The organism is Streptomyces sp. NPDC028314, assembly GCF_055565795.1.
The window spans coordinates 427,029-441,913 of record NZ_JBVHTP010000003.1 but is presented as its reverse complement, the minus strand read 5'-3'; the positions used below and the strand labels follow the sequence as shown (position 1 = coordinate 441,913).

The window sequence follows — 14,885 nt, the reverse complement described above, 5'->3', positions numbered from 1 at the left end:
ACGCCCCGATGCCCCGATAGAGAGCCGCACGGTGGGCCCGATCCCACCGTGCGGCTCTGTGCGGACCACAGGGACCACGGGGCCCCAGGCGCCGCAGCCCCGCAGTCACGGCCTGAGCAGTGTTTTGATCATGCCGTCCGCCTTGGCGTGGAACATCGCGTAGGCCTTCGGGGCGGCCTCCAGCGGCATCGTGTGCGTGGCGAAACCTTCCACGCCCAGGGGATCGGAATCGGTCAGCAACGGCAGGATGTCGCCCACCCAGGCCCGTACGTTCGCCTGACCCATCCGCAGCTGGATCTGCTTGTCGAACATCGTCGCGAGCGGCAGCGGATCCGCCGCTCCGCCGTAGACGCCCGACACGGAGACGGTGCCGCCGCGCCGCACCACGTCGACGGCCGTGCGCAGGGCGGCCAGCCGGTCGACCCCCACGCGTTCCATCAGCGGCTTCGCGAGGGCGTCCGGAAGCCGGGCCGTGAGGCGCTGCGCCGCCGCGACCAGCGGAGCCCCGTGCGCCTCCATGCCCACGGCGTCGATGACCGCGTCCGTGCCCCGGCCGTCGGTCAGATCCCGGACCGCCCCGGCGAGCCGGGCCCCGTACCGCCCGAGGTCCATGGTGTGCACCCCGTACGCCCGCGCCCGCTCCAGCCGGGCGGCGACCAGGTCCACGCCGACCACCAGGCGCGCCCCCCGGTACAGGGCGATCCGCGCGGCCATCTGACCGATCGGGCCGAGGCCCAGGACGGTGAGGGTTCCGCCGGGCGGGACGTCCGCGTACTCGACGGCCTGCCACGCGGTCGGCAGTACGTCGGACAGGTACACGAACCGCTCGTCGGGCGGCCCCTTGGGCACCTTGACCGGCAGGGTGTCGCCGAACGGCACCCGCAGGTACTGGGCCTGCCCGCCCGGTACCTGCCCGTAGAGCTTGGTGTAGCCGAAGAGGGCCGCCCCCTTGCCCTGGCCGCGGACCTGGGTGGTCTCGCACTGGGAGTGCAGGCCCTGGTCGCACATGAAGCAACGGCCGCAGGAGATGTTGAACGGCACGACGACGCGGTCGCCGTGCCTGAGGGTGGCGACTTCCGGGCCGACCTCCTCGACCACCCCCATCGCCTCGTGGCCCAGGATGTCCCCGGGGTCGAGATAGGGCCCCATCACCGTGTACAGGTGCAGGTCGGAGCCACAGATGCCGGTCGACGTCACCTTCACGACGATGTCGGCCGGTTCTCGTACGACGGGATCCGGCACGGTCTCCACCCGGACGTCCCGAGTGCCCTGCCACGTCAGTGCGCGCATCGTCCTGCCTCCCTGGAGGAAAGGGCTGCTGTCCTCTGCGCCTCCCCAGACTGGAGCCCGCGCACGCCCCCTTCGCCGGCCGGAGTGGCCCGTGGCCGGTGAGAGGGCTGGGACGGAGGCCGACGGGTCCCGTCTTGCGCTCCCTCACTTGTTGTGCTGGGGAGGGCCTGAGCGGCGGGTACGTGCCATGCTCAAGGTGTGGAGGGCGAATTTACGGTTCCCGGTGACGGCGCGGCCCCCGAGGTGCTCGCGCTGGCCAAAGTCGTGGCCCGGCTGCGGGCCGAAGTGACGGATCTGCAGGGACTGGCCTCGGTCGCGGCGGTGGTGGAGCGGGCCAAGGGCATGGTGATGGCGCGGGCGGGAGTATCCGCCGAAGAGGCGTACCAGGTGCTGGTGCGGACGGCCGAACAGCAGGGCCGGACCCTGATGGAGGAATGCTGGATCACGCTCGGTGAGGCCGGAGCGGCGCAGACCGCCCGGCATCCGCGGATCCCGGCGCCCGCGGTGGTCGCCGCCGCGGCCGAGGGAGCGGGCGGACCGCTCCTCGGGTCCCGCCAGGAGTTCACCCACACCGGTGGCGCCGCCGGGCCGCGCCGGCTCCTGGCCGACCTCGCCGACGCCCTGGCCGACGCGCGCACCCCCGGTGACGCGGCCGAACTGCTGCGTGAGGCCCTGTCCGACGCCATGGGCGTGGACGGGGTGATGGTCTACACGGTGACGCCGGCGGGGAGGCTGGAGCTGACGGGCCACGCGGGCATCGGCGGGGCGCTGGCCGCCCAGTGGCGGGACGTTCCGCCGATGAACGGCTTCGCGCCGCGCGAGGCGGTCGACGGCAACCGGGCCATATGGCTGGAGGACCCGGTGAAGGACGCCGAGCGGTACCAGCTCGTCGGCGGTCCTTCGGACCGGTGGCCCTCGCGCGTATGGATCCCCGTGTCCGCCGGATCCGGTCCCGCGGACACGGTCGTCGGCTTCTTCCGGACGCTGGCCGGCCCGTTCGACCGCGAGGCGAGGCACCGGCTGCAGGAAGCCGTGCGGCTGTGCCGCGGACCCCTTCGCGCCCGCCAGAACCACGCCCGGCCACCGGACGAGGACGTCGCGAAGATCCAGGCGGTCCTCGACGCGCTGACCGGCCCGGCGATCCTCCTCTCACCCCTGCGCTCGCTGGAGGGCGAGGTGGAGGACTACCGGATCGACGCCGCCTCGCCGCAGTCGGAGGACATCGCCGGGCGGCGCGGCAAGGAGCTCGTGGGAAGGAGGGTCCTGGAGACCTACCCGACCGTGGTGGGATCGGCCCTCTGGCAGGGCTACCTGGACGCCCTCACCACCGGAACGGCCTACGACAGCGAGCCCTTCACCTACCAGGAGGTCATCGCCGGGGTACCGGAGCAGTCCACGTACTCGGTGCGCGCCACCCGGCTGGGGGACCGGCTGGTCGTCGCGTGGATCCGCCACGACGCCACGGACCGCGAAACCCGGCGCCTGGCCACCATGCAGCGGCTCGGGAACCTGGGGTGGGCCGACTGGAACCTGACCACGGACACCGTCAACTGGTCCGATCAGGTCTACGCCATATTCGGCCGCGATCCGGAAAAGGGTCCCCTGACACTGGAAGAGCTGGACCGGCACCTGTTCCCGGACGACCTGGCGACGCTCGGGGCGGACATCCAGCGCATGCTGCGCGGCGACGCGACGGTGCTCGACCGGCCGTTCCGCCTCGTCACCGCACACGGCGTACGGCATCTGCGGATCGTCGCCGAGGCCGCGACGGACGCCGACGGCACCCCGGTGGAGGTCCACGGCCTCTTCCAGGACCTCACCGCCCAGCGGGGCGCGGAGCTCGCACTGCTGGAGAGCGAACGCGCGGTACTCGTCGAGCGCGGCATGCTCCAGGCAGAGCGCATGCTCGCCGCGCGGCTCCAGCACGCCCTGCTGCCCACCCCCGAACGGTCGATGGAGCTCGCCGGCCTGCGCGTGGACGTCGCCTACATTCCCTCCGACAGCGGACTGAACGTCGGCGGCGACTGGTACAGCGCCATCGGGCTGCCCGACAAGAGCGCCCTCTTCGTCGTCGGGGACGTCGCCGGCCACGGGCTCAACGCCGTCGGAACCATGGCCCAGCTGCGATTCACCGCCAAGGGCATGGCCGTCACCGGCTCCCCCCTGGCCGACGTCCTGCGGCGGCTGAACGCCCTCCTGCTCCACACCTCCACCGACAACCACGCCAGTACGGCCACCATGATCATGGCCCGCTACTGGCCCTCGGCGCGGCGCCTGACGTGGGTGCGCGCCGGACACCTGCCGCCCCTGCTGATCCGCCGCGGTGTGGCGACCTACCTCCCGCTGCCCGAAGGACCCCTTCTGGGAGCCGGCTTCGACAGCGGCTACGCGACGGCCACACTCGAACTGGAACCCGGCGACCATCTCCTGCTGTACACCGACGGGCTCATCGAGGAACCCGGGGAGAGCATCGACCGGGGCCTGGACCGGCTGACCGAAGCCGCGCTCCAGGCCGTGGCGGGTCATCGGCCCGACCCGCTGCCCAGGCTCCTGGCCGCGCTGCACCCCGCGCGGCGCGACGACGTCTGCGTCCTGGACATCCACGTACCGCCGGACGCTCCGGAGGGCGAACGGCCGACCCCGTGATCGGGGGGTCGGGAAGGCTCGGGAAAGCTCAGGAAGTGAGCCGTGCGCGGGCGTCCGCCACGCTCGGCTCGACGGGCAGGGCGGTCTCGGTACCCGTCATGCGCAACAGCATCGCGAACTCGGCGGGCACCGGGCCCGCCAGCACCAGGGGGTCCTCCCGGTGGCCCGCGAGGAGTACGCCGAGCAGCGAGGAGTCCGCGAACGTCACCCTGGCGATGTCGACCACACGTCGTACGCCCTCGCTCGCGGCGGCGGCCAGTACCTCCCGCAGAGGCTCGACGCTGTCCGTGTCGAACTCGCCCGACAGCACGACGACGCGCACTCCCGCCTCGTCGAGCATGACCTGCACACGCGGGACGTCGAAACTCATCTCCACCGGTGCACCTCGTTCCTACGTGAGGACTACCCCGCCCCGGACCCGACTCACCGCTCGCGCCGAAGTTCCCGCACCCCGCCGGCTCGTGCGCCGTCCCGGTCGGGCAGCGGCGGCGGCTCCGTAGGCTGAGCCACCCGCTCGCGGTGGCTGGTGTCGCACCAGGGGTAGATCCGGCTGCGGCGGCAGGTGCACACCGCCACCACCGGCCGGTCGGACCGGGCGATCGAACCGTCCCGGCGGGCCCGCTCCACGGGCCCTTCGAGCAGCTCGGGTCCGTCCGGCTCCGTGGCGTGCCGGACGGCGGCGCGTTCCTCCGGGTGCTGTACCGGTCCGCTTCGCTCTGGCGTCATGGGCTGCGCCTTGCCGGATCGGCGGCGCCGAAACCCCGGGGCGGGGGTCAGTATGCGGCGGCGACCCCGGGCCGGACCCGGGAGGGCCGGAATGCGGGTACGGGAAGCGGGTAGGTGCGGCATATGTCCCCTCCCCGGAAGGGAGCCCGCCCGATGACACCCACCACGCCCCTCACACCCCCCGCACCCGCCGAGCCGCGTGGAGCAGGCCTTCGCGTGGTCGTGGTCGGCGCCACGGGCAACGTCGGCACCAGCGTGGTCCAGGCCCTGGCCGAGGACCCCGCGGTGGAGTCCGTCGTGGGCCTGGCCCGCCGGCTCCCGCAGTGGCGGCCGGCGAAGACCAGCTGGCACGCCGCTGACATCGCGCCCGGCGGGAGCGATCTCGCGCCGCTCTTCACCGGCGCCGACGCGGTGATCCACCTGGCCTGGAAGTTCCAGCCCTCCCACCACCCCGCCGAGACCTGGCAGACGAACGTCCTCGGAACCGTCCGCGTCCTCGACGCCGTGACCGCTGCGGGCGTACCCGCCCTCGTCCAGGCCTCCTCGGTCGGCGCGTACTCGCCCGGTCCGAAGGACGGCGAGGTCGACGAGTCCTGGCCCACGCACGGCTGGCCGCAGGCCGCGTACACCCGGGAGAAGGCGTACGTGGAGCGGCTCCTGGACATCTACGAGGGCGCCCACCCCGACACCCGGGTGGTGCGGATGCGCCCCGGGTTCCTGTTCAAGAAGGCCTCCGCCTCCGAGCAGCGCCGGATCTTCGCGGGACGCCTGCTCCCGGGCCGGCTCGTCCGGCCCGGCCTGATCCCCGTCGTGCCGGATCTGCCCGGCCTGCGCTTCCAGGCCCTGCACTCCGACGACGCGGCGGCGGCCTACCGGGCGGCCGTGGTCCGGCCCGTGCGCGGAGCCTTCAACCTCGCCGCCGGACCGGTCATCGACTCCGCCGCGCTGGCCGGCATCCTCGACGCCCGGCCGCTGCGGGTGCCGGCCGGGCCGGTACGGGCGGCCCTCGCCACGGCATGGCGGCTGCACCTCGTGCCCGCTTCCCCCGACCTCCTCGACGCGGTGCTGCGCCTGCCGCTGATGGACTCCTCCCGGGCCCGTGACGAGCTGGCCTGGCAGCCCCGGTACACGGCGGTCGAGGCCGTCCAGGAGTTCCTGGCCGGCCTGCGCGAGGGCGCGGGCATGGACACCGTCCCCCTGGCGGCCTGAGGCGGCGCGAAAGCCGGACCGGCCGAGGCTGACGCGATGGCCGGCCCGGCCGAGGTTCAGTCGAGGCGCAGCGCGACCAGACAGGTGTCGTCCTCGCGCGCCTGCGGTGCGTACGCGGCCGTGATGCGGTCGAGGGCCTGCTGGGCCGTGAGCCCGCCGCAGGCAGCCAGCGTCCCGCGCAGCACGTCGATGCTGTGCCCGATGTCCTCGCCGCGCCGCTCGACCATGCCGTCGGTGTAGAGCAGGACGAGGTCGCCGGATCTGAGCGCGACGGTCGCCGTCGCGTACTCGTGCCCGGGCAACAGCCCGAACAGCGGGCCCCGGTGTTCCGTGTCCAGCTCCGAGGCCACGGCGTCGCGCAGCAGCAACGGCGCCGGATGCCCGGCGCAGGCCCAGCGCAGGTTCCGCTCGGCGTCGATGTGCCCGATGATCGCGGTCGCCGTCTCGGCGGCGGGATCACCGCACACCAGCTCGTTCAGCCAGGTGGTGAGCTGGCCCGCGTGGGTGCGGGGGGCGTGCGCCAGGCCCGCGAGGGCGTGCCGCTGCTGGGCCATCCGGGCGACCGCGCTCAGCCCGTGGCCGCAGGCGTCACCGATGGCGAGCAGGATCCGGCCGTCCGGCAGCAGCCGGCACTTGTACCAGTCGCCGCCCACCGCCGCCTCCTCCTCGACCGGCATGTACGCCGCCGCCACCGAGATCCCCAGCTGGGCGAGCTCCGCCGAATGGGTGGGCAGCAGCGCCTCCCGCAGCGCTGCGGCGACCCGCCGTTCGGCGGCGGCCTCCTCGCGCAGCCGCTCGGTCTGCCGCCGGGTCGCCGCGAGCCGTTGCCGGCTGCGCACCTCCGGGGTCAGGTCGCGCGCGATCAGGTGCAGTGCCCAGGGCAGCCCGTCCGTGGCGATGACGGGGTGGCCCACCAGGTGCAGGGTGCGCACCTCACCGAGGACGCTGAAGCGGACCTCGGTCCCCGGGGGCTCCTCCCCGTCGAGCAGCGCCATCAGCATCCGGCCGAAGCGCGGGATGTCGTCCAGGAGCACGGTGTCGCTCAGTTCGGCGAGGGTGGGCGGCCGTCCCGGGTCCGTACGGAAGATCGCGGACAGCCCCTCCGACCAGGTGACGACCCCGGACAGGAGGTCCCAGGTGCCCCAGCCCATGGACGCGATGTACTGGGCGTCGAGCGAGAGCAGCTCCGTACGGTTGTGGGCGGGCCGCCACGTGGCCAGCACCCGGTCCCCGCACGAGGCGGCGTCGTACAGCAGCTTGGTGCGGTGCAGCCCGTCTCCGCGCTGCTCGGTGTAGTCGACGGCGTGGCCGCGCAGGGCCCGCCCCGTGTCGAGCACACCGGTCAGCGCGTCGAGCAGCCCGCCGGACGCGGCGCCGGGCTGTACGTCCAGCAGACGACGCCCGACCTGCCGGTCGGGCGCCTCGAGCCACTGGGCGGAGCGGACGTGATTGCCCGCCCTGACCCGGAAGTCGACGGTCCTGCCCTCGCCGTCGCGCACCGGTACGAGCAGCGCGGCGGATACCGGGATGGCGGGCAGGGTGGCGCAGACGCAGGCCCAGGGGTCGTGCCCGTCACCCTCGTCGCCACAGGCGTGGCCGGGACCGTCGCTGCCGCCGCACGCGCAGGTCCGCGGCGGCGCCTCCGCGGAGTCCGCCGTGCGGCTGTCGTCCTGGCGTACCCCCGCGTCCCGTCGGGCGGCGGCCCGCAAGGTGGTCACCTCGCGGGAGATCAGCTGCTTGAGCGTCTCCGGGTCCTGCGGGACGAACGGGGTCATCGGGCCTCACCGGTTCGGTCAGCTGGAGGAGCCCCCCGCCCCCATCCCGCGCAGGGCGGGCAGCAGCGTGGTCTCGGCCCAGTCGAGGAAGGGCTGCTGGTGGCGGCCTCCCACCTGTACCAGCGCGATCTCCGTGAAGCCCGCGTCCACGTACGGCCGTACGGCGTCGACGAACACGTCCACGTCGTCCCCGCAGGGCACCGACTCGGCGATGTCCTGCGGGCGGACGTACCTCGACGCCTGGTCGAAGGCGGCGGGACCGGGCAGCTCGGCATTGACCTTCCATCCTCCCACCGACCAGCGGAACTGCTCGTGGGCGCGCTTGACGGCAGTGTCGCGGTCCGTGTCGTAGCAGACCGGCAACTGGCCGATCCTGCCCTTCCCCGTGCCACCCGAACGGTCGAAGGACTCCAGGAGCCGGCGCTCGGGTTCGGTGGCGATCACCAGGTCGGCGAGCCGGCCCGCCAGCTCGCAGGACCGGTCGCCGGAGACCGCGATGCCGATCGGCGGCGGCTCGTCGGGCACGTCCCACAGCTTGGCGTTCTCGACGTCGAAGTACGTTCCGTGGTGACTCACGAATTCACCGGTGAACAGCGCGCGGATGATCTCCACGGCCTCCTCCAGCATGTCCAGGCGGACGTGTGCGGCGGGCCATCCGGGGCCGACGACGTGCTCGTTGAGGTTCTCGCCGGAGCCCAGACCCAGCCGGAAGCGGCCTTCGGACAGCAACTGCATCGTGGCGGCCTTCTGCGCCACGACGGTCGGGTGGTAGCGCATCGTCGGGCAGGTCACGTACGTCATCAGGGGGATCGTCGTGGTGGCCTGCGCCGCGGCGCCCAGCACGCTCCATGCGTAGGGGGAGTGGCCCTGCTCCTCCAGCCACGGAAAGTAGTGGTCGGAGGTCACGGAGAAGTCGAAGCCCGCCCGCTCGGCGCCGACCACGTGCTCCACCAGCTCCCTGGGCCCGGCCTGCTCGGTCATCATCGTGTATCCGAATCGCACCATGCGCTGCGCCTTACCGGTCTCCCGCCCGTGAAACCTGCGCCCCGCAGTGGATCATGCCCCGCGCCAGCGGATGCCGGAGCGCAGGGGATGGACCAGGCTGGACCCGCGAGGGGACGGCCCCCTCCGCCGGACACAGCGGGAACGCAGAGGGAGCCAGCAGTGGCGAGCGGAACCGAGGTTTCGAAAGACGCGGACGGCGTTCGCGCTCCGTCGCCCTCCGCGGAGGCGGCGGCCCGCTCCGGGGTGACGCTGCACGTCAACGGTACGGAACACGTCCTGACCCTGGACCACCGTGTCACCCTCCTCGACGCCCTGCGCGAGCACCTGGACCTGACCGGCTCGAAGAAGGGCTGCGACCACGGCCAGTGCGGCGCCTGCACCGTGCTGGTCGACGGGCGGCGGGCCAACAGCTGCCTGCTCCTCGCCGTCGCCCAGGACGGCGCCGAGGTCACCACCGTGGAAGGCCTCGCCACCTCCGACGGCGCCCTGCACCCGCTCCAGCGGGCCTTCCTGGAGCAGGACGCCTTCCAGTGCGGCTACTGCACCCCCGGCCAGCTCTGCTCCGCCGTGGGAGCCGTCCGGGAGGCCGCGGCCGGCCACCCCTCGCACGCCACCGCGCCCGAAGCGCTGGCCGAGGCCGGCCCGGTCGCGCTGACGGCCGAGGAGATCCGGGAGCGGATGAGCGGCAACCTGTGCCGGTGCGGCGCCTACCCCGCGATCGTCGCCGCCGTCGCCGCGGTCACCGAAGAGGGCGTGATCGTGTGAAGCCCTTCGGCTACGTACGGGCCACCAGCCTGCGGGAAGCGACGGCCGCACACGCCGCCCACCCCGGATCCCGCTACCTGGCCGGCGGCACGAACCTCGTCGACCTCATGAAACTGGGCGTGGAGACCCCCGGCACCCTCGTCGACGTCTCCCGGCTGCCGCTGGACGGGATCGAGGAACTGCCAGGGGGCGCGCTCCGCATCGGAGCCACCGTCCGCAACAGCGACCTGGCCGCGCACCCCCTCGTACGCGGCCGCCACCCCGTGCTCGCCCAGGCGCTCCTCGCCGGCGCCTCGGGGCAGCTGCGCAACGTGGCCACCACCGGGGGCAATCTGCTCCAGCGCACCCGGTGCGGCTACTTCCAGGACGTCTCCAAACCCTGCAACAAGCGCGAGCCGGGCTCCGGATGCGGCGCACGCGACGGAGTGCACCGCGACCACGCCGTGCTCGGGTACTCCAGCCACTGCATCGCCACCCACCCCTCCGACATGGCGGTGGCCCTCGCGGCGCTCGACGCCGACATCGAGCTGTACGGGGAACGGGGCACCCGCACGGTGGCGGCCACCGCCTTCCACCGGCTGCCCGGCGACCGGCCCGAGCGGGACACCGTCATCCAGCCGGGGGAACTCGTCACCGCGGTCGTCCTGCCGGCCGCCGGGCCCGGCGCGGCCTCCCTGTACCGCAAGGCCCGGGACCGGGCCTCGTACGCCTTCGCGCTGGTCTCGGTCGCCGCGGTCCTCGAACTCGACGACGGGCTCGTGCGCAGGGTCTCCCTGGCCTTCGGCGGCCTCGCGCACCGGCCGTGGCGGGCCACCCTCGCCGAACAGCTGCTGACCGGTGCCGAGCCGGGAGACGAGGCGTTCGGGCGCGCGGTCGCCGCGGAGCTCGCCGAGGCCCGGCCCCTGCGCGACAACGCGTTCAAGATCGATCTGGCCCGGAGGCTCGCCTGCGACGCCCTCGGCACGCTCCTGCGCCGCCTCGGCGGACACCCCCGCAATCCGTAGCCGACGCAGCCGTTGACGAAGAGGAGCCGGCCATGCGCCCCCACACCGCGATCGGGACCCCCGCCGTCCGGGCCGAGGGCGGGGAGAAGGTCACCGGCCTCGCCCGGTACGCCGTCGACCGCACCCCGGCCGGCTGCGCGTACGCCTGGCCCGTGCCCGCCACCGTCGCCCGCGGCCGCGTCACCTCCGTCGACGCCGGTGCCGCCGTGGTCCGGCCCGGGGTGTTCGGCGTCCTCACCCCGTACAACGCGCCGCGCCTGGGCCCGTCCGACGACCCCACCCTCCAGGTGCTGCAGGACCTCCGCGTCCCGCACCGGGGCTGGTACGTGGCCCTGGCCGTCGCCGACACCCTCGAAGGCGCCCGCGCCGCCGCGGCCGAGGTGCGCGTCGCGTACGAGACCGAGCCGCACGACGTCCTCCTCAGCGCCGACCACCCGGGCGTCTACACCCCCGAGCTGGCCAACGGCGGGCACCCCGCCCACCGCGAACAGGGCGACGTGGAGGCTGCGTTCGCCGTGGCCGAGGTAGCCGTCGACTGCTCCTACGCGGTGCCGCCGCTGCACAACCACCCCATGGAACCGCACGCCGCGACCGCCGACTGGGACGCCGAGCACGGTCACCTGACCGTCCACGACTCCAGCCAGGGCGCCGGAGCGGTCCGCACCGCGCTGGCTTCGCTGTTCGGGCTGCCGGAGGACGACGTCACCGTGATCGCGGAGCACGTGGGCGGCGGATTCGGCTGCAAGGGCACACCGCGCCCCCACGTCGTCCTCGCCGCCTTGGCCGCGCGCCACCTCGGCCGTCCGGTGAAGCTGGCCCTGCCCAGGCGCCACCTCCCCACCACCGTCGGCCACCGCGCGCCCACCCTGCACCGGGTGCGGCTGGGAGCCCGCCGGGACGGCACCCTCACCGCGCTGTCGCACGAGATGACCACCCACACCTCCCGGGTCCGGGAGTTCGTGGAGCAGGCGGCCGTCCCCGGCCGCGTCATGTACGCCGTACCGGCCGGCCGCACCACCCACCGCGCCGTCGCGCTGGACGTGGCCACTCCGTCGTGGATGAGGGCCCCGGGCGAGGCGCCGGGCATGTACGCCCTCGAATCGGCCATGGACGAACTGGCCGACGCCCTCGGCATCGACCCGGTCGAGCTGCGCGTACGCAACGAGCCGACGGCCGAACCCGACAGCGGACGCCCCTTCAGCAGCCGCCACCTCGTGGAATGCCTGCGGGAGGGCGCCGCCCGCTTCGGCTGGGCCGAGCAGCGCGCGCCGCGGCGGGACGGGGCACTCCTGGTCGGGACCGGAGTGGCCGCCGCCACCTACCCCGTGCTCATCGTCCCGTCCACGGCCCGGGCCCACGCCCGCCCCGACGGCGGCTTCCACGTCGAGGTCAACGCCACCGACATCGGGACCGGCGCCCGTACCGTCCTGGCGCAAGTGGCCGCGGACGCCCTCGGAGTCCCCCTCGGATCCGTGACGGTGGCCATCGGCCACACCGGTCTGCCCAGGGCGCCGCTCGCGGGCGGGTCCGCCGGCACGGCCTCCTGGGGGTGGGCCGTCCACGACGCCTGCACCGCCCTCACCGCCAGGCTGGCCCGCCACCACGGTCCTCCGCCGCCCGAGGGCATGTCCGCCTCGGCCGACACCACCCGGTCCGTGAAGCAGAAGTCCCCGTACGCCCGGCACGCCTTCGGCGCCCATTTCGCCGAGGTGCAGGTCGACACGGTCACCGGGGAGGTCCGCGTGCGCCGCCTGCTCGGCGTCTTCGCCGCCGGCCGCGTCCTCAACCCGCGGACCGCCCGCTCCCAGCTCATCGGGGGCATGATCATGGGCCTGGGCATGGCACTGACCGAGCACAGCACCGTCGACCCGGCCTTCGGAGACTTCGCCGAGAGCGACCTGGCCGCCTACCACGTACCGGTCAACGCCGACGTCCCCGCCGTCGAGGCGCACTGGATCGATGAGCACGACAAGCACCTCAACCCGATGGGCAGCAAGGGAATCGGCGAGATCGGCATCGTCGGGACGGCGGCGGCGATCGGCAACGCGGTCTGCCACGCCACCGGGCGCCGCCTGCGCGAGCTGCCCCTCACCCCGGACCGCGTACGGGCCGCGCTCGGCTGAAACGGCGCAACCGGGGCAGAAGGGCGACGAAACGGAGGGAGGTTCCGGATGCCCGGAATCCACAAGTGGCTCGACCGAGTGAAGGAAGGCGCCGCCACGCTCGGCGAACGCCGTGCGCAGGCGCAGGCGCGCCGGGACGCGGAGTACGCGCAGGACACCGAGGAAGAGCTTCCGCCCGGGGTCCGGGGCGCGCGCCGCCGCGCCGCCCCGGACCCGGCGGGGGCCGTGCCCTGGGGCGTACGCGTGGCGGCCGAGGCGGGCTGGCGCTTCCTGGTGCTCGCCGCCACCCTGTGGGTGCTGATGCGGGTGATCGGCGCCGTACGGCTGGTCGTCCTCGCCTTCGTCGTCGCGCTCCTGGTCACCGCGCTGCTCCAGCCGACGGTCGCCCGGCTGCACCGCAGCGGGCTGTCCCGGGGGCTCGCCACCGCTCTCACCGCGATCTGCGGGTTCATCGTGCTCGGGCTGGTCGGCTGGTTCGTGGTCTGGCAGGTGCTCGAAAACCTGGACAATCTCTCCGGGCGGCTCCAGGAAGGCATCGAGGAACTCAAACGGTGGCTCCTGAACAGCCCGTTCCACGTGACCGAGCAGCAGATCAACGACATCGCCGACAAGCTCAGCGACTCCATCGGCACCAGCACCAGCGAGATCACCTCCAAGGGCCTCCAAGGGGTGACCGTGCTGGTGGAGGTCATCACCGGCATGCTGCTGGCCATGTTCTCCACGCTCTTCCTGCTGTACGACGGGAAGCGCATCTGGCAGTGGACCCTGAAGCTGGTCCCCGCCGAGGCCCGGCCGGGAGTGGCCGGCGCCGGGCCGCGGGCCTGGCGGACGCTCACCGCCTACGTACGCGGCACGATGATCGTCGCCATGATCGACGCGGTGTTCATCGGCGTGGGCATCTACTTCCTCGGTGTGCCGCTCGCCGTCCCCATCGGCGTGGTGATCTTCCTGTCCTCGTTCGTGCCGCTGGTCGGCGCCGTGGTCTCCGGAGCCCTCGCGGTCGTCGTCGCGCTGGTCACCCAGGGCGTCTTCACCGCGCTCATGGCCCTGCTGGTGGTGCTCCTGGTGCAGCAGATCGAGGGCCACGTGCTCCAGCCCTTCATCCTGGGCCGGGCCGTGCGGGTGCATCCCCTCGCGGTGGTCCTGGCCGTCGCCACCGGCGGCATCGTCGCGGGGATCGGCGGAGCGGTGGTCGCCGTACCGCTGGTCGCCGTCGCCAACACGGTCATCGGCCATCTCCGGGCCCACGCCGCCGGCGCGGAGCTGCCGGACCCGGACGAACCGCCCGCCGAAGGGGCCGGGCCCGAGCCCGGGCCCGAGCAGTCCCCACCGGCCCCGGACGGCGGCGCGCGCTGACCCGCCGGCCTCGCAGGTCAGCCGGCCGGAGGCCGGCCGGACCAGGACGCCCATCGGCGTCGCGCAGCCCCGGACGAGGAGCTCGACCGGTCCGGGGGAGGCGATCAGCACCACGGTCGGACCCGCCGCCCGCGTCGATTGGGAGGCGTCCGGCCGGGCAGACGCAGGGTGCGCGAGAACCAGACCGGCTCCGGACCGATGTCCCCCACCGCGTCACCTGCTGCGGGGACCGGGCCGGAGCCCCCGACCGAAGGAAGTGGACCCGGTGCGCATCGCCTTTTTGACGGCCCCCGAAGGCGTCGAGGAAATCGAACTCACCGAACCCTGGAAGGCAGCGGAGAAGGCCGGCTGGAACCCGCAGCTGGTCTCGACGGAGGCGGGACAGGTGCAGGCGTACCAGCACCTCGACAAGGCGGGCAGGTACACCGTCGACCACGTCCTCGCCGGTGACACGTCCGACGCCTACGACGCGCTCGTGCTGCCCGGCGGCGTGGCGAACCCCGATGCCCTGCGGACGGACAAGCGGGCGGTGGGCTTCGTCCGGAGCTTCTTCGACGAGGGCAAGCCGGTCGCCGCGATCTGCCACGCTCCCTGGACCCTGGTCGAGGCCGATGTCGTGCGCGGTCGCACGCTGACCTCGTGGCCCAGCCTCGCGACCGACATCCGCAACGCGGGCGGCACCTGGGTGGACGAGGAGGTCCGGGTCTGCCACGCCGCCCCCGCCACACTGATCACCAGCCGCAAGCCGGACGACCTGGACGCCTTCTGCGCGGCGTTCGTCAAGGAGTTCGCGGGCTGACGCCCCGCCGGCCCGCCCGGCCCGGTCACAGCGAGCCGCGCTGGCCTTTCCCGCCGCGTGAGCCGCGCAGGCCTTTCCCGCCGTCCCCGGCCGCCCCCGAGGTGACCGGGGACGCCCGCGCCCGGCGGCGTCCGGGCGGTCGCCGGCGTTCTCCCGCGCATCGGGGGCAGGCGCGCAGCGCAAGCGA

12 protein-coding genes are annotated in these 14,885 nt (G+C 73.8%); 7 read left to right on the top strand and 5 right to left on the bottom strand.

From position 1 onward, the window contains the following. Positions 1-105: 105 nt before the first annotated feature. Entirely contained in the window at positions 106-1,290 is a 1,185-nt protein-coding gene (locus ACZ4TG_RS09830) for an alcohol dehydrogenase catalytic domain-containing protein (RefSeq protein WP_468161105.1), read from the bottom strand. A 198-nt stretch (positions 1,291-1,488) separates the two neighbouring features. On the opposite strand from ACZ4TG_RS09830, the gene ACZ4TG_RS09825 reads away from it, so the two are divergent. Then, complete coding sequence (locus tag ACZ4TG_RS09825) at positions 1,489-3,936, top strand: SpoIIE family protein phosphatase (protein WP_468161104.1); 2,448 nt, start codon at positions 1,489-1,491, stop codon at positions 3,934-3,936. A 28-nt stretch (positions 3,937-3,964) separates the two neighbouring features. Here the strand turns inward: ACZ4TG_RS09825 and ACZ4TG_RS09820 are convergent, their stop codons facing one another. Then, positions 3,965-4,306 carry an STAS domain-containing protein gene (locus ACZ4TG_RS09820; RefSeq protein WP_468161103.1) on the bottom strand — a complete coding sequence of 114 codons (342 nt, stop codon included), beginning with the start codon at positions 4,304-4,306 and terminating at the stop codon, positions 3,965-3,967. A gap of 53 nt (positions 4,307-4,359) precedes the next feature. Further along, positions 4,360-4,662 (bottom strand): CDGSH iron-sulfur domain-containing protein, encoded by a 303-nt coding sequence (locus tag ACZ4TG_RS09815; protein ID WP_468161102.1) that lies wholly within the window; start codon positions 4,660-4,662, stop codon positions 4,360-4,362. A gap of 153 nt (positions 4,663-4,815) precedes the next feature. Between ACZ4TG_RS09815 and ACZ4TG_RS09810 the strand changes: the two genes are divergently transcribed. Continuing rightward, the gene (locus tag ACZ4TG_RS09810) at positions 4,816-5,871 is read left to right on the top strand and encodes an NAD-dependent epimerase/dehydratase family protein (protein ID WP_468161101.1); all 1,056 of its coding nucleotides are present in this window, start codon (positions 4,816-4,818) and stop codon (positions 5,869-5,871) included. Positions 5,872-5,927: 56 nt separating this feature from the next. Here ACZ4TG_RS09810 and ACZ4TG_RS09805 read toward each other — a convergent pair whose 3' ends face one another. Both ACZ4TG_RS09805 and ACZ4TG_RS09800 read right to left on the bottom strand, forming a co-directional pair. Further along, positions 5,928-7,646 (bottom strand): PP2C family protein-serine/threonine phosphatase, encoded by a 1,719-nt coding sequence (locus tag ACZ4TG_RS09805; RefSeq protein ID WP_468161100.1) that lies wholly within the window; start codon positions 7,644-7,646, stop codon positions 5,928-5,930. Between the two features lie 18 nt (positions 7,647-7,664). Next, positions 7,665-8,651, bottom strand: coding sequence for an LLM class F420-dependent oxidoreductase (locus ACZ4TG_RS09800; RefSeq protein WP_468161099.1), 987 nt, complete (start codon positions 8,649-8,651; stop codon positions 7,665-7,667). Positions 8,652-8,810: 159 nt separating this feature from the next. On the opposite strand from ACZ4TG_RS09800, the gene ACZ4TG_RS09795 reads away from it, so the two are divergent. The 5 genes from ACZ4TG_RS09795 (at position 8,811) to ACZ4TG_RS09775 (ending at position 14,698) form a co-directional block, all read left to right on the top strand. After that, the gene (locus ACZ4TG_RS09795) at positions 8,811-9,416 is read left to right on the top strand and encodes a 2Fe-2S iron-sulfur cluster-binding protein (RefSeq protein ID WP_468161098.1); all 606 of its coding nucleotides are present in this window, start codon (positions 8,811-8,813) and stop codon (positions 9,414-9,416) included. Further along, a complete protein-coding gene (locus tag ACZ4TG_RS09790; RefSeq protein ID WP_468161097.1) occupies positions 9,413-10,420 on the top strand; it encodes an FAD binding domain-containing protein in 1,008 nt (335 codons plus the stop codon). Before ACZ4TG_RS09795 ends, ACZ4TG_RS09790 begins: the two co-directional genes overlap by 4 nt. Positions 10,421-10,452: 32 nt before the next feature. Beyond that, a complete protein-coding gene (locus ACZ4TG_RS09785; RefSeq protein ID WP_468161096.1) occupies positions 10,453-12,543 on the top strand; it encodes a xanthine dehydrogenase family protein molybdopterin-binding subunit in 2,091 nt (696 codons plus the stop codon). Positions 12,544-12,591: 48 nt separating this feature from the next. Continuing rightward, positions 12,592-13,899 carry an AI-2E family transporter gene (locus ACZ4TG_RS09780; RefSeq protein ID WP_468161095.1) on the top strand — a complete coding sequence of 436 codons (1,308 nt, stop codon included), beginning with the start codon at positions 12,592-12,594 and terminating at the stop codon, positions 13,897-13,899. A 265-nt stretch (positions 13,900-14,164) separates the two neighbouring features. Then, complete coding sequence (locus tag ACZ4TG_RS09775) at positions 14,165-14,698, top strand: type 1 glutamine amidotransferase domain-containing protein (RefSeq protein ID WP_468161094.1); 534 nt, start codon at positions 14,165-14,167, stop codon at positions 14,696-14,698. The last annotated feature ends 187 nt before the right edge of the window (positions 14,699-14,885 follow it).

Excerpts from the sequence above, each read along its gene's own strand:
- ACZ4TG_RS09830 (WP_468161105.1), bottom strand. The coding sequence starts at position 1,290 with ATGCGCGCACTGACGTGGCAGGGCACTCGGGACGTCCGGGTGGAGACC.
- ACZ4TG_RS09820 (WP_468161103.1), bottom strand. The coding sequence starts at position 4,306 with ATGAGTTTCGACGTCCCGCGTGTGCAGGTCATGCTCGACGAGGCGGGA.
- ACZ4TG_RS09815 (WP_468161102.1), bottom strand. The coding sequence starts at position 4,662 with ATGACGCCAGAGCGAAGCGGACCGGTACAGCACCCGGAGGAACGCGCC.
- ACZ4TG_RS09810 (WP_468161101.1), top strand. The coding sequence starts at position 4,816 with ATGACACCCACCACGCCCCTCACACCCCCCGCACCCGCCGAGCCGCGT.
- ACZ4TG_RS09805 (WP_468161100.1), bottom strand. The coding sequence starts at position 7,646 with ATGACCCCGTTCGTCCCGCAGGACCCGGAGACGCTCAAGCAGCTGATC.
- ACZ4TG_RS09800 (WP_468161099.1), bottom strand. The coding sequence starts at position 8,651 with ATGGTGCGATTCGGATACACGATGATGACCGAGCAGGCCGGGCCCAGG.
- ACZ4TG_RS09785 (WP_468161096.1), top strand. The coding sequence starts at position 10,453 with ATGCGCCCCCACACCGCGATCGGGACCCCCGCCGTCCGGGCCGAGGGC.
- ACZ4TG_RS09780 (WP_468161095.1), top strand. The coding sequence starts at position 12,592 with ATGCCCGGAATCCACAAGTGGCTCGACCGAGTGAAGGAAGGCGCCGCC.